General features: G+C 57.4%; 21 protein-coding genes. 6 read left to right on the forward strand and 15 right to left on the reverse strand.

Annotation, left to right across the window (positions count from 1 at the left end; all coding sequences use genetic code 11):
• Window positions 1-3: 3 nt before the first annotated feature.
• On the reverse strand, window positions 4-453 hold the full coding sequence (gene nrdR / locus N5C09_RS05585; RefSeq protein ID WP_003859099.1) for a transcriptional regulator NrdR: 450 nt from the start codon (window positions 451-453) through the stop codon (window positions 4-6).
• Between the two features lie 152 nt (window positions 454-605).
• On the opposite strand from nrdR, the gene N5C09_RS05590 reads away from it, so the two are divergent.
• Window positions 606-1145, forward strand: coding sequence for a DUF3251 domain-containing protein (locus N5C09_RS05590; protein ID WP_077221137.1), 540 nt, complete (start codon window positions 606-608; stop codon window positions 1143-1145).
• Between the two features lie 268 nt (window positions 1146-1413).
• Entirely contained in the window at window positions 1414-2298 is an 885-nt protein-coding gene (locus N5C09_RS05595) for a nucleoside-specific channel-forming protein Tsx (RefSeq protein WP_063451799.1), read from the forward strand.
• 88 nt (window positions 2299-2386) lie between these two features.
• Here the strand turns inward: N5C09_RS05595 and N5C09_RS05600 are convergent, their stop codons facing one another.
• The 7 genes from N5C09_RS05600 to queA form a co-directional block, all read right to left on the reverse strand.
• Window positions 2387-3067 (reverse strand): YafY family protein, encoded by a 681-nt coding sequence (locus N5C09_RS05600; protein ID WP_112791894.1) that lies wholly within the window; start codon window positions 3065-3067, stop codon window positions 2387-2389.
• 10 nt (window positions 3068-3077) lie between these two features.
• The gene (locus N5C09_RS05605) at window positions 3078-3443 is read right to left on the reverse strand and encodes a VOC family protein (RefSeq protein ID WP_112791893.1); all 366 of its coding nucleotides are present in this window, start codon (window positions 3441-3443) and stop codon (window positions 3078-3080) included.
• 142 nt (window positions 3444-3585) lie between these two features.
• Window positions 3586-4557 carry a protein translocase subunit SecF gene (secF, locus tag N5C09_RS05610; RefSeq protein ID WP_003859105.1) on the reverse strand — a complete coding sequence of 324 codons (972 nt, stop codon included), beginning with the start codon at window positions 4555-4557 and terminating at the stop codon, window positions 3586-3588.
• Between the two features lie 10 nt (window positions 4558-4567).
• On the reverse strand, window positions 4568-6415 hold the full coding sequence (gene secD, locus N5C09_RS05615) for a protein translocase subunit SecD (protein WP_003859106.1): 1848 nt from the start codon (window positions 6413-6415) through the stop codon (window positions 4568-4570).
• A gap of 27 nt (window positions 6416-6442) precedes the next feature.
• A complete protein-coding gene (gene yajC / locus N5C09_RS05620; RefSeq protein ID WP_003859109.1) occupies window positions 6443-6775 on the reverse strand; it encodes a preprotein translocase subunit YajC in 333 nt (110 codons plus the stop codon).
• Between the two features lie 22 nt (window positions 6776-6797).
• Window positions 6798-7925 carry a tRNA guanosine(34) transglycosylase Tgt gene (gene tgt, locus N5C09_RS05625; RefSeq protein WP_003859110.1) on the reverse strand — a complete coding sequence of 376 codons (1128 nt, stop codon included), beginning with the start codon at window positions 7923-7925 and terminating at the stop codon, window positions 6798-6800.
• Window positions 7926-7978: 53 nt separating this feature from the next.
• A complete protein-coding gene (gene queA / locus N5C09_RS05630; RefSeq protein WP_279748620.1) occupies window positions 7979-9049 on the reverse strand; it encodes a tRNA preQ1(34) S-adenosylmethionine ribosyltransferase-isomerase QueA in 1071 nt (356 codons plus the stop codon).
• A 92-nt stretch (window positions 9050-9141) separates the two neighbouring features.
• Between queA and acpH the strand changes: the two genes are divergently transcribed.
• Window positions 9142-9723: an ACP phosphodiesterase gene (gene acpH, locus N5C09_RS05635; RefSeq protein ID WP_279748621.1), complete on the forward strand. Its 582-nt coding sequence runs from the start codon at window positions 9142-9144 to the stop codon at window positions 9721-9723.
• A gap of 127 nt (window positions 9724-9850) precedes the next feature.
• Window positions 9851-10453 (forward strand): peroxiredoxin C, encoded by a 603-nt coding sequence (locus N5C09_RS05640; RefSeq protein WP_003859113.1) that lies wholly within the window; start codon window positions 9851-9853, stop codon window positions 10451-10453.
• A gap of 40 nt (window positions 10454-10493) precedes the next feature.
• Here the strand turns inward: N5C09_RS05640 and N5C09_RS05645 are convergent, their stop codons facing one another.
• From N5C09_RS05645 to phoB, 7 genes are all read right to left on the reverse strand, one after another.
• Complete coding sequence (locus N5C09_RS05645) at window positions 10494-11879, reverse strand: DUF3999 domain-containing protein (protein ID WP_279748622.1); 1386 nt, start codon at window positions 11877-11879, stop codon at window positions 10494-10496.
• Complete coding sequence (locus N5C09_RS05650) at window positions 11876-14479, reverse strand: DUF2339 domain-containing protein (protein ID WP_279748623.1); 2604 nt, start codon at window positions 14477-14479, stop codon at window positions 11876-11878. Before N5C09_RS05650 ends, N5C09_RS05645 begins: the two co-directional genes overlap by 4 nt.
• A gap of 91 nt (window positions 14480-14570) precedes the next feature.
• Entirely contained in the window at window positions 14571-16388 is a 1818-nt protein-coding gene (malZ, locus tag N5C09_RS05655; RefSeq protein WP_279748624.1) for a maltodextrin glucosidase, read from the reverse strand.
• A gap of 164 nt (window positions 16389-16552) precedes the next feature.
• Entirely contained in the window at window positions 16553-17926 is a 1374-nt protein-coding gene (proY, locus tag N5C09_RS05660; protein WP_063451712.1) for a proline-specific permease ProY, read from the reverse strand.
• An 81-nt stretch (window positions 17927-18007) separates the two neighbouring features.
• Window positions 18008-19327: a branched-chain amino acid transporter carrier protein BrnQ gene (gene brnQ / locus N5C09_RS05665; RefSeq protein ID WP_063451713.1), complete on the reverse strand. Its 1320-nt coding sequence runs from the start codon at window positions 19325-19327 to the stop codon at window positions 18008-18010.
• Between the two features lie 409 nt (window positions 19328-19736).
• Window positions 19737-21032: a phosphate regulon sensor histidine kinase PhoR gene (gene phoR / locus N5C09_RS05670; RefSeq protein ID WP_063869094.1), complete on the reverse strand. Its 1296-nt coding sequence runs from the start codon at window positions 21030-21032 to the stop codon at window positions 19737-19739.
• Between the two features lie 21 nt (window positions 21033-21053).
• Window positions 21054-21743 (reverse strand): phosphate response regulator transcription factor PhoB, encoded by a 690-nt coding sequence (gene phoB / locus N5C09_RS05675; protein ID WP_003859122.1) that lies wholly within the window; start codon window positions 21741-21743, stop codon window positions 21054-21056.
• Window positions 21744-21930: 187 nt separating this feature from the next.
• Between phoB and sbcD the strand changes: the two genes are divergently transcribed.
• Window positions 21931-23136, forward strand: a complete 1206-nt coding sequence (gene sbcD, locus N5C09_RS05680) for an exonuclease subunit SbcD (protein WP_102749802.1) — start codon at window positions 21931-21933, stop codon at window positions 23134-23136.
• Complete coding sequence (sbcC, locus tag N5C09_RS05685; RefSeq protein WP_279748625.1) at window positions 23133-26264, forward strand: exonuclease subunit SbcC; 3132 nt, start codon at window positions 23133-23135, stop codon at window positions 26262-26264. The genes sbcD and sbcC overlap by 4 nt, the downstream gene beginning before the upstream one ends.
• Window positions 26265-26300: the final 36 nt, after the last annotated feature.

Genomic DNA, 26300 nt, shown 5'->3' on the forward strand with positions numbered 1-26300 from the left:
GGCTTAATCCTGTAAGCGGGCGATCTCTTCGCCAAACTCTTTGATGTCTTCAAAGCTGCGGTAAACGGAGGCGAAGCGAATGTAGGCGACTTTATCGAGCTTTTTCAGCTGTTCCATCACCAGATTACCAATCATTTTGCTCGGCACTTCGCGCTCGCCTAACCCGCGCAGATAAGATTTAATGTGGTTTAACGCCATTTCGACGTCATCGGAACTGACGGGCCGTTTTTCCAGCGCCTTGAGCATCCCGCTGCGCAGTTTTTCTTCATTGAACGGTTCGCGCACATCGTTACTTTTTACCACGCGCGGCATGACCAGCTCTGCCACCTCGAAGGTGGTAAAACGCTCGTTGCACACCAGACACTGCCGGCGACGGCGCACGGAAGACCCTTCGCCTACAAGACGTGAGTCGATGACTTTGGTATCCACGGCGGAGCAAAATGGGCAATGCATACGATGTCCCTGTTATCTGGTTAACTGATTTCTATTTTACCCTGAACTGGCCCGACAACAAAGGAAGAGCTTTTTGAGACAAAGGATCTATGCCTGGCGGCACTATCCTGTCTACCATTGCAGCACTCTGTGATTTCAAGGAATTAAACGCAATGACAAGACGTTACCTGAAAATCGTGCTGGTGGGGAGCCTGTTCACGCTCAGCGCCTGCGCACAGCAAAGTGAAGTCCGCGAGATGAAACAAAGCGTGAATACGCTCAACGTGGCGATGAACAAACTTAACCAGGAAACCGTAAAAATCACCCAGCAGAACGCGCTGAATGCCAAATCCAGCAATGGCGTTTATCTGTTGCCAGGGGCTAATACGCCTGCCCGACTCAACAGCCAGATTGGCATGCTAAAAATGTCTCTGGTGAATGTTGCAGCCAATGCGGATGGTACGCGCGCAACATTGCGTATCCAGGGTGAGTCCAACGATCCGCTTCCGGCCTTTACCGGCACCGTGGAGTGGGGACAGATCCAGGGCACTACCGAGAACTATCAGGAAGTGAACGTGAAGAACCAGCTTTTCACCGCCCCCGCCAGCACGCTGGCACCAAGCGACGTGGACATCCCGGTTCAGCTGAGCGGCCTGACGCCGGAACAGTTAGGCTTTATCCGCATTCACGACATTCAACCCGCCGCGCAATAACCTTCACTTTTAGCGGAGTGAAATGTCACTCCGCTAACATTTACATTTCGTATGGATTGGCAACATAAATGATTGCCGCTACAATCCCGCCCGTCTAAAGTACGCAAACGTGAACGCAATCGATTACGTATGTGAGAGATATGTGAAACACCACATATTTTTGTGAGCAAGGATTCCTATAATAGGCTCCGCAGAAACACGAAATATTTAGAAACGCAATTCGCGCATTTTTCACTCCCGGAAGGGAATTTCAATCAGTGGCATGATTATGAAAAAAACATTACTCGCAGCCGGTGCAGTTCTGGCACTCTCCTCCTCTTTCACGGCTAACGCTGCGGAGAATACCAAGCCAGAATATGTTTCTGACTGGTGGCATCAGAGCGTTAACGTTGTGGGCAGTTACCACACCCGTTTCGGACCGCAGATCCGTAACGATACCTACCTTGAGTACGAAGCGTTCGCTAAAAAAGACTGGTTTGATTTCTACGGCTACATGGATGCACCGGTCTTCTTCGGTGGTAACACCGACGCGAAAGGTATCTGGAACCATGGTTCCCCTCTGTTCATGGAGATCGAGCCGCGCTTCTCCATCGACAAGCTGACCGGCACCAGCCTGGCGTTTGGTCCGTTCAAAGAGTGGTATTTCGCAAACAACTACATCTACGACATGGGCCGCAACAAGTCCGGTCGTCAGAGCACCTGGTACATGGGTCTGGGCACCGACATTGAGACTGGCCTGCCAATGAGCCTGTCCATGAACGTGTATGCAAAATACCAGTGGCAGAACTACGGTGCCGCGAACGAAAACGAATGGGACGGCTACCGTTTCAAAGTGAAATACTTTGTGCCAATCACCCAGCTGTGGGGCGGTAACCTGAGCTACATCGGCTTCACCAACTTTGACTGGGGTTCAGACCTGGGCGACAACGACTTCCGCGATCTGAACGGCAAGAAGGCGCGCACCAATGACTCCATCGCCTCCAGCCACATCCTGGCGCTGAACTACGATCACTGGCACTACTCTGTTGTTGCGCGTTACTGGCACAACGGCGGTCAGTGGAACGACGACGCCAGCCTGAACTTCGGCAACGGCGACTTCAGCGTGCGTTCTACCGGTTGGGGTGGTTACCTGGTGGTGGGTTACAACTTCTAATCAGTGCGGATTCCGCCCGGTGGCGCTACGCTTACCGGGCCTACGATCCGAATGTAGCCCGGGTAAGGCGTAGCCGCCACCCGGCTTTTTACTGCCTCACCTTGCGTAAAAAATCTGCCAATGACCTGTCCGCACTTTCGCTAAACCTCCTCTCCGTCTGCACAATATTGAGGCATCGGTCGAGCCGGAAACAGCGATAGTCATCGCGCCGTTCACACCACGCCGCCAGCAGCCAGCGCTCTCCCCAGAAGAACAAGCCCAGCGGCTGAACCTCGCGCTTTGAGAGCTGCCCAGCCTCATCACGATAATGCAGTGCCAGCACGCGCTGTGCGGAAATCGCCTGATGGATCACGTCGAAACCACTACGGGAATGTGGCTGAAGGGCAATATCCGGCGCGTAAATCCGCGTCTGCTCAGCTTTGCGGCGGCTCTCTTCTGACAGGATTGCCAGCACTTTTTCCTGGGCCGACTCCAGCTCGCGCGACAGCGATTCCCCGCCCCAGGTTTTGAGCAGGCGAATCGCCACCATCAGCGCCTCGGACTCTTTGTTGGTCAGCATCAGCGGGGGTAAATCAAAACCCGACATCAGCCGATATCCGCTTCCTGCCTCGCCTTCCACCGGCACGCCGGAAAGCGACAGGTCGCGGATATCGCGGTACACCGTGCGCTCGGACACGCCAAGCCTTTCCGCCAGATGCGCTGCCGTTGTCAGACGCCTGCCCCGAAGGATCTGCACAATCTGGAACAAACGGTCAGCGCGTCGGGTCATCGGTTTACTCTCATACCGGTTGATGGAGGCCGACGCGATTACCTTCGCTGTCGGTAAACAGGGCTATAGTGCCAATGCCTTGCGGCAGTTCCAGCGGGCCAAACACGCACTCACCGCCCGCAGAAGCAATACGATCGAGCGTGGCCGCCAGATTGGCAGTATGCAGGTAAATAATAGCGCCCTGCGAAGACGGTGTAACGCCGTCAAATTTCGCCAGCGCGCCGCCCGTGGCCGGATCCTCGTGCGGGAAAATAGCCAGATCAGCCACGTCCATCTTCTCGCGCCGCAGCGCGACCTGCATCACCGACTCATAAAATTTGATGGCGCGATCCATATTGGCGACCGGAATTTCAAACCAGTTAATAACACTTTTCATACGTCCTCCTGCCTGTTGTTAGGGTTGAGAAGGAGTCTACGACAGGGCTCCTGACAGCATACTGTCAGGAGTGTTTGTGAGATGCAGACAAAAAAAATCCCGGCCAACAGGCCGGGATTTCGATGCCGCGTAAGACGTTCGCTTACGGCAGAATAGACGGCTGATCCGCCCCTTCTTTCTCGACTTTCTGCTGGATCAGATGCTCGCGCTTCATGCCCAGCTTCAGCGCCAGCGCGGACGCCACGTAGATAGACGAGGCCGTACCGATAGACACACCGATCAGCATGGTCAGCGAGAAGCCTTCCAGCACCGGGCCACCGAACAGGAACAGCATCAGGATCACCATCAGGGTGGTACCGGAGGTGATCAACGTACGGTGCAGCGTCTGGGTCAACGACACGTTAAAGATTTCGTACGGCGTACCGCGACGGATCTTACGGAAGTTTTCACGAATACGGTCAGATACCACGATACTGTCGTTCAGTGAGTAACCGATAACGGACATCAGGGATGCCACAATTGTCAGGTCAATCTCAATATGGAACAGAGACAGTATGCCCATGGTGATCACCACGTCGTGCGCCAGGGCGATAACCACGCCTGCCGCCAGTCGCCACTCAAAGCGGAAACCAACGTAAATCAGGATCGAGATCAGCGCCACCAGCAGCGCCATCGCACCGGTCTGCGCCAGGTCTGCACCGACGCTCGGGCCGACGAACTCAATACGCTTAACCGTCGCGTCCTGGCTGGTCGTTTCGTTAATAACCTGAACGACCTTGCTGCCCAGCTCCTGGCTGCCGTTGGCATCGTGTACCGGAGGCATACGCACCATGATGTCGCGGCTGCTGCCAAAGTTCTGTAGCAGCGGCTCTTCAAAGCCCGCCTTTTGCAGAGACTCACGCATCTGGTCCATATCGACCGGTTTTTCCAGGGTAATTTCGATCACCGTACCACCGGTGAAGTCCAGACCCCAGTTAAAGCCTTTCACGCCCATAATGACGATGGACAAAATCAGCAGAAAACCTGAAATGCCGAAGGCCCAGTAGTCCCAGCGCATAAAGTCCCAGACTTTACGGCCGTGGTTCAATTGTTCAACAGTATATTCCTGTGCCACAACGCACTCCTCAGATAGACAGCTTTTTGACGCGCTTGCCGCCGTACAGCAGGTTCACGATGGCACGGGTGCCGACAATAGCGGTAAACATCGACGTTGCGACACCGATACCGGTAGTAATCGCAAAGCCTTTGATCGCGCCAGTACCCACTGCATACAGGATAAGAACCTTAATCAGTGTTGTTACGTTCGCATCGAAGATGGAGCTGAACGCCCCTTTGTAGCCTTCTTCAATCGCCTGCTGTACAGAACGACCGTTGCTCAGCTCTTCTTTGATACGTTCGTTTATCAGTACGTTGGCGTCGACCGCCACCGCAAGGGTCAGGACGATACCCGCGATACCCGGCATGGTTAGCGTCGCCCCCGGCAGCAGGGACATGATGCCGATGATCAGCACCAGGTTGGCAATCAGCGCAGACGTCGCAATCAGGCCGAACTTCTTGTAGAAGAAGATCATGAAGATGATGGACACCGCCAGGCCGGCCAGACACGCTTCCAGACCCTGTTTGATGTTCTGCATACCCAGGGTTGGACCGATGGTACGTTCTTCAACAATCTGAATTGGCGCAATCAGCGCACCGGCACGCAGTAGCAGAGAGAGCTGACGCGCTTCGTTCGGATTGCTGATACCGGTGATACGGAAGCTGTTACCCAGACGAGACTGGATGTTGGCGATGTTAATCACCTCTTCCTCTTTCACCAGCACCGCACGGCCGTTGGCGTCTTTCTTACCGCTGTCTTTGTACTCCACGAACAGGGTCGCCATCGGCTTGCCGATGTTGTCCTTGGTGAAGTTAGACATGATGTTGCCACCTGCGCTATCAAGCGAGATATTCACCTGCGGCTGGTTGTACTCATCCTGGCTTGAAGTGGAATCGGTGATATGGTCACCGGTCAGGATCACGCGTTTGTACAGCACAACCGGCTGGCCTTCGCGGGTCTGTTTCACTTCGGAATCGCCCGGGACACGGCCTGAGGCCGCAGCTGCCTGATCGACGTTGGAATTCACCAGACGGAACTCCAGGGTTGCTGTCGCACCCAGAATCTCTTTCGCACGTGCGGTATCCTGGATACCCGGCAGCTCAACCACGATACGGTCAGCACCCTGACGCTGTACCAGTGGCTCAGCCACGCCCAGCTGGTTTACACGGTTACGCAGAATGTTGATGTTCTGCTGAACGGCGTATTCACGCGCTTCACTCAGACGCGCGTCGGTCATGACCGCACGCAGCTGGTTGCTGCCCTGAGAGGTGATCACCAGATCGCGGTGACGCTGAGACAGATAAGTCACAGCCTGATCGCGTGCCGCGCTGTCGCGGAACGTGATGCTCATACCGTAGTTATCTTCTTTGCGTACGGTGGTGTACGGAATGCCCTTATCGCGCAGATCGCTGCGCAGGCTGTCGATATTCTGTTCCTGTAGCTTGCCGAGCGCGGTATCCATATCCACTTCCATCAGGAAGTGAACGCCACCACGCAGGTCAAGACCCAGTTTCATTGGCTCTGCGTTCAGCGCAGCCAGCCAGCGCGGAGTTGCAGGAGCAAGGTTAAGCGCCACGACGTATTTATCACCCAGCACGCCCATCAGCGCTTCACGTGCGCGGAGCTGCGTGTCGGTGGTGTCGAAGCGAGCAAGAATTGCGCCCTCTTCCAGTGCCACAGACTTAGCGGTAATTTTTTCTTCTTGTAACGTTTTCTGGACCTGGATCAGCGTTTGCTCACTGGCGGCGACACCGCGCGCGCCAGTGATTTGAACGGCCGGATCCTCACCATACAGGTTGGGAAGCGCGTACAGCAGGCCGACGATAATCACGACGACCAGCATGATGTACTTCCACAAAGGATAACGGTTTAACACGGCAGTTCCCTTTGGGAAAAGTTGGGATTACAGCGCCTTCATGGTGCCTTTCGGCAGAACGGCAGCTACGAAGTCACGTTTGATAACCACTTCAGTGGTGTCGTTGAGGGCGATAGCAATGTAGCCGTTTTCCGCTACTTTGGTTACGCGACCTACCAGGCCACCATTGGTCAGGACTTCATCGCCTTTCGCGATGGAGTTCATCAGGTTTTTGTGCTCTTTAGTACGCTTCTGCTGTGGACGCAGGATCATGAAGTAGAAGATCAGACCGAACACAACCAGCATCAGAATCAGAGACATCGGGCTGCCCTGCGCTGGTGCGCCCGTTGCTGCTACCGCATCAGAAATAAAAAAGCTCATTCAAATTCCCTCATTATTAAAATTAATCAACGTTCAACGGTGGAACATCCCGCCCCTGACGTTGGTAGAAATCGGTCACGAAGCTCTCTAATTTACCCTCTTCGATAGCCTTACGTAAACCAGCCATTAAGCGCTGATAATAACGAAGATTATGAATGGTATTGAGACGCGCGCCCAAAATCTCGTTGCAACGATCGAGATGATGCAGATACGCGCGAGAATAATTGCGACAGGTATAGCAATCGCACTCGGAATCGAGCGGGCTGGTGTCACTCTTATGCTTCGCGTTACGGATTTTCACCACGCCATCAGTAACGAACAGATGACCGTTACGTGCGTTTCGGGTAGGCATCACGCAGTCGAACATATCAATGCCGCGACGTACGCCTTCCACCAGATCTTCTGGCTTACCCACCCCCATCAGGTATCGTGGTTTATCCGCCGGGATTTGCGGGCAGACATGCTCCAGAATGCGGTGCATATCTTCCTTCGGCTCACCCACAGCCAAACCGCCGACAGCGTAGCCATCAAAGCCTATCTCTACCAGACCTTTAACGGAGATATCGCGTAAATCTTCGTAAACGCTGCCCTGAATAATGCCGAACAGGGCATTTTTGTTTTGCAGGGAATCAAAACGGTCACGGCTACGCTTCGCCCAGCGCAAGGACATCTCCATGGAGCGTTTCGCATAGTCCCAGTCCGCCGGGTATGGCGTACATTCGTCGAAGATCATCACGATATCGGAGCCGAGATCGTACTGAATCTCCATCGATTTTTCCGGATCGAGGAAGATCGGATCGCCGTTGATCGGGTTACGGAAATGTACGCCCTGCTCTGTGATCTTGCGGATATCGCCCAGGCTGAAGACCTGGAAACCGCCGGAGTCGGTCAGGATCGGGCCTTTCCATTGCATGAAATCGTGCAGATCGCCGTGGAGCTTCATGATCTCCTGGCCCGGACGCAGCCACAGGTGGAAGGTGTTGCCGAGGATAATCTGTGCGCCCGTGGCCTCAACTTCTTCCGGCGTCATCCCTTTTACGGTGCCGTAGGTGCCAACAGGCATAAACGCGGGGGTTTCAACCACGCCGCGATCAAACACCAGGCGACCGCGACGCGCGCGACCGTCGGTGGTATCGAGTTCAAATTTCATTTTTTCTCCGACGTCAGAAAAACAGTCCAACGTTGTCATACGGTGCCGCGGACTTATTCCCCGACACGCTCATTCAAAGCCTGCGGATTGTACGTGATAAACATCGCGTCACCGTAGCTAAAAAAGCGATATTTTTGTTCTACCGCAGACTTGTAGGCATTCATCGTATGCTGATACCCCGCAAACGCGGACACCAGCATAATCAATGTAGATTCAGGCAGATGGAAGTTGGTCACCAGCGCATCAATAACTTTGTACTGATAGCCCGGGTAGATAAAGATCTGCGTATCGCCAAAGAACGGCTCAATCAACTCGCTTTTCGCGGCCTGCGCGGCGCTCTCAAGAGAACGCACGGATGTCGTACCGACAGCCACGACGCGGCTGCCGCGCGCTTTCGCCGCCAGCACCGCATCCACAACCTCCTGCGGCACTTCGGCGTACTCAGAGTGCATGATGTGGTCTTCGATGCTGTCCACGCGCACCGGCTGGAACGTACCCGCGCCGACGTGCAGCGTCACGAAGGCCATCTCAATGCCTTTGGCGCGCAGCTTTTCCAGCAGCGGTTCATCAAAGTGCAGGCCCGCGGTCGGGGCCGCCACCGCGCCAGGCTTCTGGCTGTAGACGGTCTGATACAGCTCGCGGTCGGCCTCTTCGTCCGGGCGCTCAATGTACGGCGGCAGCGGCATGTGGCCGATGGTGTTGAGGATATCAAGCACCGTGCGCTCGTCGTCGAACGCCACCTCGAACAGCGCGTCGTGGCGCGTGGTCATGGTCGCTTTGATGCTCTCGTCATCGCCCAGCAGCAGCTCAGCGCCCGGCTTCGGCGCCTTGGAGGCGCGAATATGTGCCAGAATACGTTTATCATCGAGCATACGTTCGACCAGCACTTCAATCTTGCCGCCGCTGGCCTTACGGCCAAACAGGCGCGCCGGGATCACGCGGGTATTGTTAAAGACCAGCAGATCGCCAGGGTTTAGCTTGTCGAGCAGATCGGTGAAAGTACCGTGCGTCAGCGCGCCCGTTGGCCCGTCCAGTGACAGCAAGCGACAGCTGCTACGCTCAGGCATGGGGTAGTGAGCAATCAGGGATTCAGGTAGTTCAAAGGAGAAATCGGCGACGCGCATGACGTATACTCGTGACTTAAAAACAGGCGGCATAGTCTAGTGCTCGCGCCCTTTTGCTGCAACAACTAGCCGCCACCGGACAAATAAAACGCATGAATTTTCTCGCTCACCTGCATCTGGCTCACCTCGCGGACAGCTCCCTCTCCGGCAATTTGCTGGCCGATTTCGTGCGCGGCAACCCCGCGGAAGACTACTCCCCCGAGGTTGTCGACGGGATTTTTATGCACCGCCGCATCGATGTGCTGACCGATAACCTGCCGGAAGTAACGGAAGCCAAAGCCTGGTTCCGCCCCGAAACGCGACGCGTGGCGCCAATCACGCTCGACGTAATGTGGGATCATTTCCTGTCGCGCCACTGGTCACAGCTGTCGACTGACATGACGCTGCCAGAGTTTGTGCGCTACGCCCACGCGCAGGTCTCGATCATTTTGCCGGACTCCCCGCCGCGCTTTGTGAATCTGAATAACTATCTGTGGTCTGAACGCTGGCTGGAGCGATACCGCGAGATGGATTTTATTCAGAGCGTCCTGAACGGCATGGCGAGCCGCCGCCCGCGTCTGGACGCGCTGCGCGACTCATGGCATGACCTGGATGAGCATTACGATGCGCTGGAAACCCGCTTCTGGCAGTTCTACCCGCGTATGATGATGCAGGCAAAAAATAAAGAACTGTGATGCCGGTTTGATTGATAGGTAAAAACTGGTGGAACGATTGTTACCACCTCTTTGTCTTATTCCCGCGCAGTCTCTATACTGGCCCGCGTTGCGTTCCAAATAACCTTAGTATCTACAGGAGAATCATATGGTTCTGGTAACTCGTCCGGCCCCGGATTTTACAGCTGCCGCAGTTCTGGGTAACGGTGAAATCGTTGAAAACTTCAACTTCAAACAGCACACCAACGGTAAAGCAACCGTTCTGTTCTTCTGGCCAATGGACTTCACTTTCGTTTGCCCGTCTGAGCTGATCGCGTTCGACAAACGTTACGAAGAATTCCAGAAGCGTGGCGTGGAAGTGGTTGGCGTCTCCTTCGACTCTGAATTTGTACACAACGCATGGCGTAACACCCCTGTCGAAAACGGCGGCATCGGTGCGGTGAAATACGCGATGGTTGCGGACATCAAACGCGAAATCCAGCAGGCTTACGGTATCGAACATCCGGACGCTGGCGTTGCACTGCGTGGTTCTTTCCTGATCGACGCAAACGGCATCGTTCGTCATCAGGTTGTGAACGATCTGCCGCTGGGTCGTAACATCGACGAAATGCTGCGCATGGTTGACGCGCTCCAGTTCCACGAAGAGCACGGTGAAGTGTGCCCGGCTCAGTGGGAAAAAGGTAAAGAAGGTATGGCTGCTTCCCCAGACGGTGTAGCTAAATATCTGTCTGAGAACGTATCCAGCCTGTAATCGGCACGGTTTACGAAAACCCGCGAATACGCGGGTTTTTTTATGCCTTATGCGGCGCCGTCTTTTTTACCTCGCGCCAGACTCGCCATGCCATCCCCGCAAGCAGCAATACCCCGGCGATCAGTACGCCCCAGACCATCAGCGTTTTCATCCGGCTTTCCTGCTCTGCCGCGGACGTCGCGGTTAAACGCGCCTCGCCACCCAGCGGGACAACCTCCAGCGTATCGGCCATCGGCAGGGCTGCCAGATCGTAGGTCTTACGCAGCCCGGACGGGATCAGCATATCCATTTCCACGCTTGCCGGTTTAGCGGCCCCGTTCCCCCACGCGAGCAGGTACGGCCCTTTTCCCTGCGCGTTGAACACCAGATCGTAGCGCACGCGTTGCCCGGTCACGCCCGGCAGGTTCTCCGGCAGGCGCGCGTTCAGGGCGTTAATTTTCACCGCCTCGATCAGCCCGCCCGGAAGCGAAACGGGTTCAGACGTTTTACCGCCAAGCTGGTAGATCACCTCTTTTTTCAGCGTATGCCACCGATCTTTGTCCGAACTCCGCCAGGTTATTTCTACCGGGAGAACGCCGTCGCCATTCAGCATGAAGCCAATCGCGCTGAGGGGTTGCGGATGCGTCCAGCGCCACACGGCTTCGCTTTCGGATACACGCTCTCCCTCTCCCGCCAGGCTAATGTGTTCAGATCCCGCCTGTGCAGGGGCGTTAATGGCGTTGACGCCGGTTAACGTCAGGGCAGAACGCCCCGTGTTCAGCACCAGAAGCAGATAACGATTCGCCTCAGGGGATAACACCAGATCGGTATCGATGCGGTCGAGCTTAAGGCGATCCTGCCCGCTCATCACGTCCAGCAGCGGCATCTCTTCGCGCAGGGTAGACCAGTTTTTCAGATCCTCACCGTAATAGACCGATGCGGTCCCTTGCCACGAGCCCTGCGGCGCGTCCCAAATCAGCTGGAGCTGAGAGAGCGGAACCTCAGCCGCGTTTTCCGGCAGAGTCAGCAGATAGTGTTGTCCGGCAGCCGCTGCTGTCTGCCCTTCCAGCACAATTTCCACGCCGTTTCTGGCCCGCAGCATAATTTTCTCGCCGTTGTTTTCTTCCCCGCCCGACGAGGCGTTAAGCGCAAAAAGGCGCAGAGGCGTTGTGGTCGGTGCCGGCTGCGGACGCGTTGTGGTAACCAGGCTGAACGGAACCGCCTCACCCGCCTGATTAAACACGCGAACGTCGCGCAGATCGGGCGATGTGCTCTGCTGGTAAACGGACAACGGCAGCGTGACCCGATACCACGGCGACGCTGTTGAAGTATCAAGGGACAGGCCGAAGGCATAATCCCGGGGGGATTCCGCCGGTGCGCTCTCGCTTATCGCCGGACCGGACTGGGCCAGCAGTGCCGCACAAACAACCGCTTTCATCCATTTCATTTTTCTTCTCCTGCTTTAGGCGGTAGCGGCGAGAAATAGCCCACAATCAGGACCAGGATCGCCACGCCAATAAACGCGATGGCGCGCGCCAGGCCGCCTCCGCCCGCGCTGTCCACCAGCATCAGCTTGAGCATGACCACGCCCAGCAGCGTCGCACCGCCAAGCCACTGCTGGCGGGAGGCCCGACGGGTGGCGCGGATCATCACCACCAGCGCGCAGAACATCCAGAACAGGGCAAAGGTGGTCTGAATAAGCCGCGAATGCCACAATGATTCCATGTTCCAGGCCACCTCGCCGTACCACGCCAGCGCGCGCAGCAGCGCGCCGTTAAGCCACCAGAAGCCAAGCGCCATCAGCGCAACGGCGGGCCACGGTCGCGACTGGGCAAGCGATGCCGGATAGTAGCGATCCACGGCCCGATAGAAGACCACCAGCCCCAGCAGGGCGAACGCTGCCCCTTCCTCAAGCGGGTTCACCAGCGGCAGCCAGGTCTGTCGATAGACCACGCCGTCCTGGAAATTGGTGACCACCAGCAATACCAGGAGCACCACAACCACCGGTATCATGCTAAGACAGGCATAGAGTGCAGGCCAGACCCGGAACGGCCACGCGCGATGCCGAACGGCCGTGGAGAGCATCATAATCACCCCACCGCCAACAGCCATGGCGATGCCGCTTCCCCAGGCCGCCATCCCCCACGGCAGGGAGCGGGCAAACCAGTAAAGCTCAGCGCCCAGTGCCAGCAAAATCATCCACAACAGCGACAGGTGCAGCCCCATCGACAGGCGCGGAAGACGTTTTTCTTCGTCGCGCCGCAGCAGCATCAGGGCGGCAGGAAGCGCAATACACCAGGCCAGATTTGCCCAGCCGGCCGCCAGGATCTGCTGGTGCGAGACCTGATACAGCACCATCAGCAGCATCATCGGCCACAGCAGCCATTTACTGGCATCCAGCTCCCGCCATGCCAGACGCGCGGCAATCTGCCGCCAGCCCCAGGCCGACGCCGCCGTCAGCGCCAGCACGCCCGCCAGAACCGCTAACTTCGGCTTGAGGATCAGCTGCGACGCGCCCATCAGCGCCACCAGCCAGAACAGCAGCCCGCCGGCCAGCAGCGCCCAGCTGCCCGGCAGCGCGATTTTCCGCCACAGCCAGGCCGCAGCCAGCCAGCAGAGGCTGAGCACCGCGAAGATCAGCAGCAGGCTCAGCGACGTGACGCCGTTCATCTGCGCCCAAATGGCGCTGCCGAGCGCCAGGACCAGCAGCGCCGTCCCGCTATAACTCATGCGCCTCTGCTGCTGTTGTACGCCCAGCCACAGGATGCCCAGCCCTTCCAGCGCCCAGGCCATCGCCGTCCAGCGTGCCGACAGCGCCAGCGGTATGGCCAGCGTGGCAAATCCGCCGCCAATCGCCAGCGCCGCCATAACCAGCGGTCGTCCGATGGAGGGGTAACGCCGCAGCGCGAGAAACGCCAGCGAGAGGTAAAACGCACCGTAGCCCAGCGCGCTGAGCGCCGGGCCGTACGTCCAGTGCGAGGTCATGCCGTACTGCATCCCAAACCCCACCAGCGGCGGGGCAAACAGCAGTACGCCGTCAATAATCTGCTTGCCTTTTTCCTGCGCCCGCAGCGACAGCGCCACGCTAAACACGCCGAAAATCAGCGTATTGGCGATCAGAAACAGTTGGCAGATGACGTAGTCTTCAGGCTGGTAGTCGCTCAGCCCCCACAAGCCGCCAACGCCGAACGTAAAGAGCAGCCCGAGCAGATTGAGCTCGCGCCAGTGCTGCCAGATGCTGATGACGAGAATGCCGATGGACAGCAGAAGATAGAAGGAGAACAGCGCCACAAAGCTTCCCCCGCCCGTCGACAGAAGCAGCGGGGCGAGATACCCGCCGAGGCTCGCCAGCATGGCAAGGCTCAGGGCCCTTTGCAGAACGGCCAGCCCAACGCTCGCCGCGCAAATCACCACCAGCAGCGCAAACGCCAGGGTCATCGGCAGCATCTGCCACAGCCGGAATGCGCCAAAGACGGTCAGGTAGAGTACGCCGGTCGCCCCGCCCTGGAGAATAAGGGCATAGATCCGCTGCCTGTGCCGCAGCCGCCAGCCAATGACCAGCAGCACTATGGCAAACAGCGCCGTGGCAGCAAGGCGCAGCTCAAGCGGGAACAGTGAATGTTCAACGGTATAACGCAGCAGGAAAGAAAGACCCAGGAAGAGCAGCACTATCCCCAGCTTCGCCAGTGGATTGCCCTGCATGAACCAGCGCGCCAGCGAGGAGAGAATGCCGCCAAAGGCGGAAGGCCGTTTTGCCGCCCGTACAGGTGCAGGTTTTGCTTCGGTGACGGGCGGTTCGGGACGCCAGGGATCGACAGGTGCGGTAACGGCCTCTGCCGCTGGTTCCTCCACCGGCGTGACGGCCTGCACCGGCTCCGGCACTTTTTCAGCCACACCACGCTGCTCAAGCGCCTCAATGCGCTGGCGAAGCCGGGCGATCTCCTGCTTCGCCGCCGTGCTTCGGTTAAAGCCGATAACCGCCAGCACGGGTGCCACTACCAGCGCAAAAACCAGGAACAAACAGCCAAGGATGTAAAGCTCGTCCATGTTTCCACCTTCACCGTAAACGATCCGTTAAGATTGACACAAATAGTTGCATTTGCGCCATCTTAAAAGGTGAAAACCCTTCTGCCTGCGGTTAACCGCCGAACCAGACCGCCGCAGAGATAGCGGGAAGCGTGAGCACGCTCTCCTGGAACGTCGCTTTGCCCTCTTTACTCTTCCACGTTTTACCGGCCAGCAGCGGGGAATTGTCCAGTACGACTTCGCACGCCTCGCCCCGGTTGATTGCGACCAGCACGCGCTGCTGGTTATAGACGCGAACAAACACCACCACGTTATCGTGGGCGTACATCACCTGACAGCCCCCGTAGCGCAGGGCCTGGCTCTGCTTGCGCAGCGTCGCCATGCGCTGGTACAGGCTGAACAGATCCTGATCCTGCTTTTCAGGCTCCCACGGGAAGGTTTTACGGCAGAACGGATCGTTGTTGCCGTCCAGCCCGACTTCATCGCCATAGTAGATGCAGGGTACGCCCGGCCAGGTGAAGAGCCAGGTCACCGCCAGCGGCAGGCGCGCCACATCTTTACCCAGCAGCGGCTTAAAGCGCGCGGTATCGTGGCTGTCGAGCTGGTTGAACATCCGCAGCTGCTGCTGATGCGACAGGCTGGCGCGATAGTTCTCCATCCACGCCATGCAGGTTTCGGCGTCAATATGCTGCGGATCGTAAGAGATATCGGTGTTAGCGAGGAAGCCCCACAGCGGGAAGGTGAAGCCGCGATAGTTCATCGCCGCGTCTTCCGCATCTGCCTGCAACCACTGGCGCGCGTCGCCAAAGTGCTCCCCGAAAACGAATGCCTCCGGGCGGGCCATTTTTGCCGAGCGGGTAATGGCGGCGACATGCTGTAGATTATTTCGCGCCCCACCCGCTTCCCCCAGCATATGCACCACGTCAAGCCGCCAGCCGTCCATATTCCACGGCGCCTTGAGCCAGTGGCGCACGATGCTGTCTTCACCGCCGTAGATCTCGTTCACCAGCGAGGGCGACTGGAAATCAAGCTTCGGCAGGCTCGGGTAGCCCAGCCAGTCCAGAGCGCGCCCCTCCTCGTCAAAACTGTACCAGTCACGCTGCGGTGAGTCAGGATTATGGCAAGCGCCCCCCATCGACTGATTGTGACGATCAAACCAGCCGTGAGAATCCCCGCTGTGGTTGAACACACCGTCGAGGATCAGACGCATACCTTCTTTTTGCGTGTTGTGACGCAACCGCAGCAGCGCCTCGTCACCGCCAAACTGCTCGTCAACGTGGCGATAATCCTGAGTATCGTATTTGTGCACACTTGGCGCTTTAAACACTGGGTTCAGGTAGAGCGCCGTCACGCCGAGCGTTTTCAGGTACGGCAGTTTTTCGCTGATACCGTCGAGATCGCCGCCGTAAAAGGTCGATCCCCCCGCCTGGGCGGTCAGCGGCTCATCCCATTTTTTCAGGATGATGTCGTGACCGGCCGCATGATGGTAGTAGACCTTATCCTGATCGGCGGTGCGCTTTTCAGAACGCGCAAAGCGGTCCGGGAAAATCTGGTAAAAGACCTGATCGTTAACCCACTGCGGGCCGCTATCGGGGCAGTCCACAGCAAACTGTTCCAGGCGCGCGGGCGGAAAACGGCTAAATCCCTGTGGAGTAAACCACAGTTGACGGTTATTCCACAGCAGCTTAAAGCCGTAACGGCGTCGCGGCTGCCCGCTGCGCAAATCAATATTTGCCCGCCACGCCGTAATGCCCGGCTGCGGCTGGCTGCGCACTTTGTGCATTTTCAGCGACGTTTCTTCGTTATCCACTTCGGCGCGCAGCGTCACGCGTTCAGGCTGATTTTCCCCCGCCAGCCAGAGCGTAATCACAAGGTTGTCTTTGTTTTGCTTAACAAATGGGGCAACCGGAAGGTGCCAGGCGTTTAACATCACGAATCCCCTTTGATGAAATTGACGTCACCTTGCCACAGGGTTGTTAAGGTTAGCTCACCATGACGGAATTTATTGGGGGAGGAGGACGGGGGATGAGACTTTTTGCCGGGGCAAAAGGGCGTGTAGGCCGGGTAAGCGCAGCGCCACCCGGCATTTTTATCTTACTCTGCTTCCGCCAGCTGACGGTCGCGGCGGCATTTAAACATCCAGCCCACCAGCAGCAGGACGATCCACGCGAAGCCCACGTACAGGGAGATACGGGTATCCGGGTGATAACCAATCAGGCCAATGATGAAGACCAGGAAGATGAGGCCGACGATGGTCGTTGGCACGCCCCCCGGCACTTTGAACTTGAGCGCTTTGGCCTCTTCTGGCGACAGGCGACGACGGAACGCAATCTGCGACAGCAGGATCATGATCCACACCCACACGGTGGCGAAGGTCGCCAGCGACGCGATCACCAGGAAGACGTTCTCCGGCATGATGTAGTTCAGGTAGACCGAGAACAGCAGCGCCACGGTCATCACCAGCACCGTTACCCACGGAGTGCCGCGACGCGACGTTTTGGCAAACACCTTCGGCGCGCTGCCCTGCTCCGCCATGCCGTGCAGCATGCGGCCCACGCCGAACACGTCACTGTTGATGGCCGACAGCGAGGCGGTCAGCACCACAAAGTTGAGAATACTGGCCGCAAACGCAATGCCCATATGCTGGAAGGTCAGAACAAACGGGCTGCCGTTGGTGCCCACCTGGTTCCACGGGTAGATGGACATAATCACAAACAGCGTGCCCACATAGAACACCAGGATGCGCATCGGCACCGAGTTAATGGCGCGCGGAATGGACTTCTCAGGGTCTTTCGCTTCCCCGGCGGTGATGCCGATAATCTCGATACCGCCATAGGCGAACATGACCATCTGAAGCGACATGACCATCCCAAGCCAGCCGTTGCTGAAGAAGCCGCCGTTGCTCCACAGGTTATGAATGCCGGTTGGCTGCCCGCCGTTGCCGATACCCCAGATAATGATGCCGAAACCGGCGAGGATCATGATGATAATGGTCGCAACCTTGAAGAAGGAGAACCAGAACTCCAGCTCGCCAAACACCTTCACGCTCATCAGGTTAACGGCGCAGATGATCAGCACCACGCTCAGCACCCAGATCCAGTGCGGCACGGCGGGGAACCAGACCCCCATATAGATGCCAAACGCCGTTACGTCAGCAATCGCGACAATCAGGATTTCGAAGCAGTAGGTCCAGCCGGTGATAAAACCGGCCAGCGGGCCCAGGTTTTCCTGCGCGTAGCGTGAAAACGAGCTGGCAGACGGGTTATGAACCGACATCTCACCCAGCGCACGCATGATGATATAAGCCGCGGCGCCGCCGATGATGTAGGCCAGCAGAACGCTTGGACCGGCCATTTTGATGGCATCTGCCGAGCCATAAAAAAGACCGGTGCCGATAGCCGAGCCCAGCGCCATAAAGCGGATGTGGCGGGTGCTCAATCCACGTTTAAGTTTGTTAGTGCTTTCCATTAAAATCTTGCCATTCAACACGAAAAAAACAAAAAACCACGGGGCCTTAAGCCCCGTGGTTAAACAATTTGTTGCCGTTGATTAATGGGCGTTGGAGGTTACCTGACGCCCGGCAGCACGGTCCCAAACAATCGCCAGAACCAGCGCAACAACGGAAGGCATCAGCCAGGCCAGGCCCTGCTCGGACAGCGGCAGACGCTGTGTCCAGGCTGGCAGGATTTCTGCAAATGCTGATGCTTTGATCCCGTCAAGGATACCAAAAATCAGGCTGATAAACATGGTTGGCGCAATAATTCGCGTAGAGTTATGCCACCACGGACGCGTGAAGCTCAGCACGACCAGCACGATACATGGCGGATAGATCGCCGTCAGCACCGGAATGGACACCTGAATCAGGTGGCTCAGACCGAGGTTCGACACCGCCATGGAGAAGATGCCGAGGATAAACACCAGCGTGCGGTAAGAGAGCGGCAGATACTGGGCGAAGAACTCTGCACAGGCGCAGGTCAGGCCCACCGCCGTTACCAGGCACGCCAGGAAAATCAGCGCTGCCAGCAGCATGCTGCCTGCCCCACCAAAGGTGTGCTGCACGTAAGCATGCAGGATCGCCGCGCCGTTTGCGCTCTGATCGACCAGCGTTGCGCTATCTGAACCCAGACGGAACAGCGCCAGATACAGCAGCGTCAGGCCGACACCGGCCATCAGGCCAGCCCAGATGGTGTAGCGGGTCAGCAGACGCGCTTCGGTCACACCGCGAGAACGCGCGGCGTTAACGATAACAATACCAAACACCATCGCGCCGAGCGTATCCATCGTCAGATAGCCATTCACGAAACCGTTTGAGAACGCGGCGTTCTCATACGCGTCCATCGCGGAGCTGATAGGACCCGCAGGCCAGACGATAGCCGCAACCGCCAGCACAATCAGCGCCACAATTTTCAGCGGAGCCAGGAAGTTACCGACGGTATCCAGCAGTTTGCCCGGATAGAGAGAAACCAGAATCACGATGGCGAAGTAAATCAGGCTGTAAATAAACAGCGGCATCGCGCCATCACCGGTCAGCGGAGCGATACCCACTTCAAAGGAGACGGTCGCCGTACGCGGGGTTGCGAACAGCGGGCCAACGGCCAGATAGCAGACGGTTGCCAGCAGAACGCCGGCCACTTTGCCAATCGGGGTGCTGAGGCTGTCCACACCGCCGCCCACTTTCGCCAGCGCGATGACGGTCAGTACCGGTAGACCCACGGCAGTCAGCAGGAAGCCAAACGCAGCCGTCCAGACGTGTTCACCCGCCTGTAAGCCAACCATTGGCGGGAAAATGATGTTGCCTGCGCCAACGAACAGCGCAAATGTCATAAAGCCCAGCGCGATAATGTCACGCGATTTCAAGTGATGGGTCATAAAACCTTACTGCCTGTGGATGTGGTGTTGAAAACGTTGAGATTTTCGCCATCCCTGACGGGACAATGCAGCGGAAAATTTGCTCAATTTCAGCGGGATATGCTCCCGTCCTGGCGTGGAGAAGAATAGTTTTTCGATTTACCACGCATATACAGTCGGTCTGACAGTATATGGGGGGCAATTTAAACGCTTATAACGTTTAAAGGCAAGGATGGATCGTAAAACCAGAACAATATGCCAGCATGAAAATGCAGACCGAAATAATATGCTATGTATAAGAAAAACTCATGGCTAATCATGCGAACAAAAAAGCAGCAGCCGTATAATATTCAGCCGCGTTTCGCTTGACTGCAAAGCAAACGGGCCAGCAAGTGCTGGCCCGTGGAAAGGTAAACTGACACGCCTGCCATCAGGCGCTTTTTTTGGCAATTAATCGTTCCGGAAGCACGAAGCTGAAGCGCGTGCCCTTACCCAGAGTACTTTCGATATCAAGACGGCTGTCGTGGTGGCTCACCGCATGCTTGACGATTGCCAGCCCCAGCCCGCTCCCCCCGGTCTGCCGCGAGCGCGCTTTATCCACCCGGTAGAACCGTTCGGTAAGACGCGGGAGATGTTCTGGCCCAATCCCCGGGCCGTTGTCCTCTACACTAAATTCAGCGCCCGCCGGGGTATGCTGCCAGCGCACCGTAATATGCGTCCCTTGCGGGGTATGGTTCACGGCGTTATACACCAGGTTTGAGATAGCACTGCGCAACTCATCTTCACTGCCGAGCACTTTCAGCGTGTTATCAACGTCAAAAGCCAGCGTGTGCTGATTATGGCTCAGCGTTTGGGCCTCGCGCTCTACCACCCGCAGCATCATCGGCACGTCAATGATGTCGTTTAGCGCCAGCGACGGAGCCGCCTCAATCTTTGAAAGCGTCAGCAGCTGTTTGACCAGCCCTTCCATGCGGAACGTCTGCTCCCGCATGGTATGCAGCGCTTTCTCACGCGGCGCCCCCTCCAGCGTTTGTTCCTGCATCATCTCCAGGTAGCCCTGAAGCACCGTCAGCGGCGTACGCAGCTCGTGACTGACGTTAGCAAAGAAGTTACGGCGCGCGCCCTCAAGCTGGTGCATCTGGGTTACGTCACGCGCCACCATCAGCCACTGCCGATCGCTGTAGGGCATCACGCGGATTTCCAGATGACGACCGTTGTTGAGCTTAAGGTTATGCGGACGGGTAAAATCGCGCTTTTTCAGATACAGCGTGAACTCGGGATAACGCAGAAGGTTAAGGATATTTTGGCCGTTATCATCCGGCCAGCGCAGGCCCAGCAGCTGTTGCGCGAGGCCATTACACCAGAAGATGGTCCCTTCTTCCGTCGTCAGGATCACCGCGTCCGGCAGCGACTCCGCGCCGCTGCGAAAGCGTTTGATCAGGCTTCCCAGCTCACGACGGCGCTTTTTATTACGCATCTGCATCTGGTGCAGACCGTAGAGCAGCGGCTCCCAGCTCCCGCTTCCCGGCGGAGGTGTCATACTCCTGTCGACCCATAGCCACCAGGAGAGGCGTAGTAAATTCCAGAAATGCCAGACGAGCAGTCCCGTCACGGCCACCAGTAAAAACCACGGCAGATAGCCAAAAACAGCCCCCAGAATGAGGGCCGGAATACAGCATAAGATCAGTTCAAAGACGAGCCTTTTCCATGACAGACGTTCCAGCACGCGTCACACTCCTGTCATTGTTCAGAAACGGGTCGAGAAACGATAACCCGTGCCGCGGACCGTCTGTACCATGCGATCGTGGCCGCTCAGTTCCAGTGCTTTACGCAGGCGGCGAATATGGACGTCAACCGTTCGGTCTTCGACATAGACGTTAGTTCCCCAGACGTTATTCAGCAACTGTTCGCGGCTGTAAACGCGTTCCGGGTGTGTCATAAAGAAGTGAAGGAGTTTAAATTCGGTGGGTCCCATATCGAGGGGATTTTCACCGGTCATGACCCGGTGTGAGGTAGGATCGAGGCTCAGCCCCTGCATCTCAATCACCTCTTCCACCGCCATCGGTGAAATACGGCGCATCACCGCTTTGATTCGAGCCACCAGCTCTTTCGGGGAGAACGGTTTGGTAATGTAATCGTCCGCGCCGGTTTCCAGACCGCGCACGCGATCCTCTTCCTCACCGCGCGCCGTCAACATCACTACCGGGATATCGCGGGTCATCGCCTCGCGCTTAATATGCTTGATAAACTGCAATCCGGAACCGCCAGGCAGCATCCAGTCCAGCAGGATCAGGTCGGGCCAGGGTTCATTCAGCTGGTTCACCGCGCTGTCATAATCTTCCGCTTCAACCGGCTGGAAGCCATTTTGTTCAAGCACGAAGCACACCATTTCACGGATCGGAGCTTCATCTTCTACGACCAGAATACGTCTCGCCATACTTTGCCCTGTCTTATCGTATTTAAGTTACAAGTCTGTAATGCGGCGTCATTATGCGTCAGATTTATGACAGATTTATGAAAAACATTACCACGGTAAATGGCAAACTGTTGTTTTATTACAGCGGTTATTTTCCGCTCCCCGAAAGTTTATAATCCTGCTTTCTTATTATTGCCACGGATCTCTTATGCGCATACTTCACACCTCAGACTGGCACCTGGGTCAAAATTTTTACAGCAAAAGCCGCGCCGCGGAACATGAAGCGTTCCTGAACTGGCTGCTGGAGACGGCTCAGGCTCACGAGGTGGACGCAATCATTGTGGCGGGCGACATTTTTGATACCGGATCGCCGCCGAGCTATGCGCGTGAACTGTACAACCGTTTTGTGGTCAACCTCCAGCAAACCGGTTGTCATCTGGTGATTGTCGCCGGAAACCATGATTCCGTGGCGATGCTGAACGAATCCCGCGATATTCTGGCGTACCTCAATACCACCGTGGTAGCCAGCGCCGGCCACGCGCCGCAGATCCTGAAAAAACGCGACGGCACGCCGGGCGCGGTGCTGTGCCCTATCCCGTTTTTACGCCCGCGCGATATCGTGCAAAGCCAGGCCGGCCTGTCCGGCAGCGAAAAGCAGCAGCATCTGTTGCAGGCCATCACGCGCTATTACCACCAGCAACATACGGAAGCCTGTGCCCTGCGCGGTGAACAGGCCATTCCGATCGTTGCCACCGGACACCTCACCACCGTCGGGGCCAGTAAAAGTGACGCGGTGCGCGAAATTTATATCGGTACGCTGGACGCGTTTCCGGCGCAGAACTTCCCGCCCGCCGACTACATTGCCCTCGGGCACATTCACCGGGCGCAAATCATCGGCGGCTGCGAGCATATCCGCTACAGCGGCTCGCCCATTTCGCTCAGTTTTGACGAAACGGGCAAAGCCAAATCCGTGCATCTGGTGAGCTTCACCGACGGCAAACTCAGCGCCGTTGAGACGCTTGAGGTCCCGGTCACCCAGCCGCTGGCGGTGCTGAAAGGCGATCTGGCCGCCATTACCGCCCAGCTTGAACAGTGGCGCGGCGCAGCGCTTAACCCCCCCGTCTGGCTCGATATCGAAATCGCCACCGACGACTACCTGTACGATATGCAGCGTAAAATTCAGACGCTGACGGAAGACCTTCCCGTGGAGGTGCTGCTGGTACGCCGCAGCCGCGAGCAGCGCGAGAAAATTCTGCTGAGTGCTCAACGTGAAACGCTGAGCGAACTCCGGGTTGAAGAGGTGTTCGCGCGGCGGCTTGCACATGAAGAGATGGACGAGGCCAGGCAAACGAGGCTTAACGAGCTGTTTGCCCAGACCCTGCATACCCTCAATGACGAGGAAGAAAACGCATGAAAATTCTGAGCCTGCGTCTGAAAAATCTGAATTCACTGAAAGGCGAGTGGAAAATTGATTTCACCGCGGAGCCGTTCGCCAGCAACGGGCTGTTTGCCATCACCGGTGCCACCGGCGCAGGTAAAACCACGCTGCTGGACGCTATCTGCCTGGCGCTCTACCACGAAACGCCGCGCCTTAATAAGGTCTCCCAGGCCCAAAACGACCTGATGACGCGCGATACCGCCGAATGTCTGGCAGAGGTGGAGTTCGAGGTTAAAGGCGTCGCCTATCGCGCTTTCTGGAGCCAGAACCGTGCCCGCAACCAGCCGGACGGAAACTTACAGGCACCGCGCGTGGAGCTGGCCCGCTGCGAAGACGGCAAAATTCTGGCCGACAAAGTCACGGATAAGCTGGAACAAACCGCCGCACTGACCGGGCTGGACTATGGACGCTTTACCCGCTCGATGCTGCTCTCTCAGGGGCAGTTTGCCGCTTTCCTGAATGCGAAACCGAGCGATCGCGCTGAGCTGCTGGAAGAACTGACCGGCACGGAAATTTACGGCCAGATTTCCGCCATGGTCTTCGAAAAACATAAAGCGGCACGCAGCGCGCTGGAGATGTGTGAAGCGCAGGCCGCAGGCGTGGTGCTGCTGAGCGAGGAACAGCAACAGCACTTGCAGCAAAGTTTGCAGGCGCTCACTGACGAAGAAAAGCTCCTGCTGGCCCGGCAGCAGAGCCAACAGAAAGATTTTCAGTGGCTTACGCGTAACGACGAGCTAATACGTGAACAGCAGCGCGCAGCCGTTTCGCAGCAGCAGGCGCAACAGGCTCTGACGGACGCCGCTCCCCAACTGGCGAAGCTTCAGCTGGCCCAGCCCGCCGCCCAGCTGCGCCCCCTGTGGGAGCACCAGCAGGAGCAGACCGCCCGCCTGTCGCAGACCACAGAGCGAATTGCTGAAGTAAATACTCGCTTACTCGACAGAGCGGCACAGCGCGCGCGTATACGCAACGGTGCGCTGCGCAACCGTGAACAGTTGCAGACAGAGCACACGGCGCTGACGCAGTGGCTGACCGAACACGATCGTTTCCGTCAGTGGGGACAGGAAATTGCCGGCTGGCGGGCGCATTTTACGCAGCTGAGTCGCGATAAAAATCAGCTCGCGGCCCAGTCGGCGCGCATTGCTGAGCTCCGCCAGAAGCTGGCCGGGATGCCGGAAAGTACGCTGACGCTGACGGCTGAGGCCATCACGACGGCAATGGAGCAACAGGCACACACGCGGGCGCTTCGCCAGCGCCTGACCGCGCTTCACGCTCGCTATCAGCCGCTGCAAAAACGGCTGCGCCAGAATGCGGAAAGCGTGAAGAAAGCACAGGCTGAGCAGGTCACGCTCAACGACACCCTGACCCTGCGCCGCCAGCAGTATAAAGAGAAAAATCAGCACTTTGTCGATCTTAAGGCGCTCTGTGAGCGTGAAGCGACAATCAAAGATCTTGAGAACTATCGTGCTCAGCTGGAAGCCGGTAAGCCTTGCCCGCTCTGCGGCTCATGCGAACATCCGGCCGTGGTGCAGTATCAGGCACTCGAACTGACCGACAATCAGCGCCGCCGCGATGCCCTCGAAAAAGAGGTTGCCGCGCTGAAAGAGGAAGGATTGCTGGTGCTCGGGCAGGTCAATGCGCTGGCCCAGCAGATCCAGCGCGAGACAGCGGAAGCCCAGTCCCTCTCTCAGGAAGAGCAAGCACTCACTAAAGAGTGGCTGGAGGTCTGCACTACCCTGAACATAGCGCTGAATATTCAGGATGATATCGCCCCCTGGATGAGCGAACAGGAGCAGTACGAACGCCAGCTTTATCAGCTAAGCCAGCGTCTGACGCTGCAAAACCAGCTCAATGAACAGGAAGGACAGGCGCGCCAGCACCAGCAGCAGCTGGCGGCGACGCGTCAGGCGCTGGCGGCCTCGTTACGGTCGCTGTCGCTTTGCGAGCCCGATGAGGGTGCTGAAAACGCCTGGCTCAGCGCGCGCGAAAACGAATACGCCCGGTGGCAGGAAAAACAGGCCCAGCACGGTACGATTCAGGAGCGTATTAACGCCCTGATGCCCATTCTGGATACGCTGCCGGTTTCTGATAATGCAGAAGCCGACGCGGTGATCCCTGAAAACTGGCGTGCGATCCACGACGAATGCGTGTCGCTGCAAAGCCAGCTCGCCACCCTACAGCAGCAGGAGACCCTGGAGCGTGAACGGCTTCAGCAATCGCAGGCTCAGTTCAGCGCCGCGCTGACCGCGAGCTGCTTCGCCGATCGCGAGGCATTTCTCGCCGCCCTGCTGGATGATGCGTCGATCCGCCAGCTTGAACAGCAAAAGCAGACGCTCGAGAACCAGCTTCAGCAGGCCATGGCGCTCTCGGTACAGGCAAGCCAGCAGCTTCAGGCGCACCAGGCACAACGCCCGGAGGGGCTGGAAACCGATGTCGCAACCCTTCAGGCACGGTTACAGCAGCTGGCGCAGCAGCTTCGGGACAACACCACGCATCAGGGGGAGATCCGCCAGCAGCTTAAACAGGACAGCGATAACCGTCTGCACCAGCAGGCGTTAATGCAGCAGATTGAGGAAGCGGCGCGTCAGGCCGACGACTGGGGCTATCTCAATGCGCTGATAGGCTCCAGCACCGGCGATAAATTCCGTAAATTCGCTCAGGGGCTGACGCTGGATAATCTGGTGTGGCTTGCCAACCAGCAGCTCAACCGTCTGCACGGCCGCTACCTGCTCCAGCGTAAAGCGAGCGACGCGCTGGAGCTGGAGGTGGTCGACACCTGGCAGGCCGATGCGGTACGCGATACCCGCACCCTTTCCGGCGGGGAGAGTTTCCTGGTCAGCCTGGCGCTGGCCTTAGCGCTTTCCGATCTGGTCAGTCACAAAACGCGGATTGACTCGCTGTTCCTGGATGAAGGGTTCGGCACGCTCGACAGCGAAACGCTGGATACCGCGCTGGATGCGCTCGACGCGCTGAACGCCACCGGGAAAACCATCGGCGTGATCAGCCACGTCGAAGCAATGAAAGATCGTATTCCGGTGCAGATCAAAGTGAAGAAGATCAACGGGCTGGGATACAGCAGGCTGGACAGGGAGTTTGCGGTGAGTTAAATGATGGGGCGCTGCGGTCTGGTGCCCTCACCCTGG

This window comes from Enterobacter sp. GD03975, assembly GCF_029838645.1.
In the GTDB taxonomy this organism is placed as follows: Bacteria; Pseudomonadota; Gammaproteobacteria; order Enterobacterales; family Enterobacteriaceae; genus Enterobacter; species Enterobacter quasihormaechei.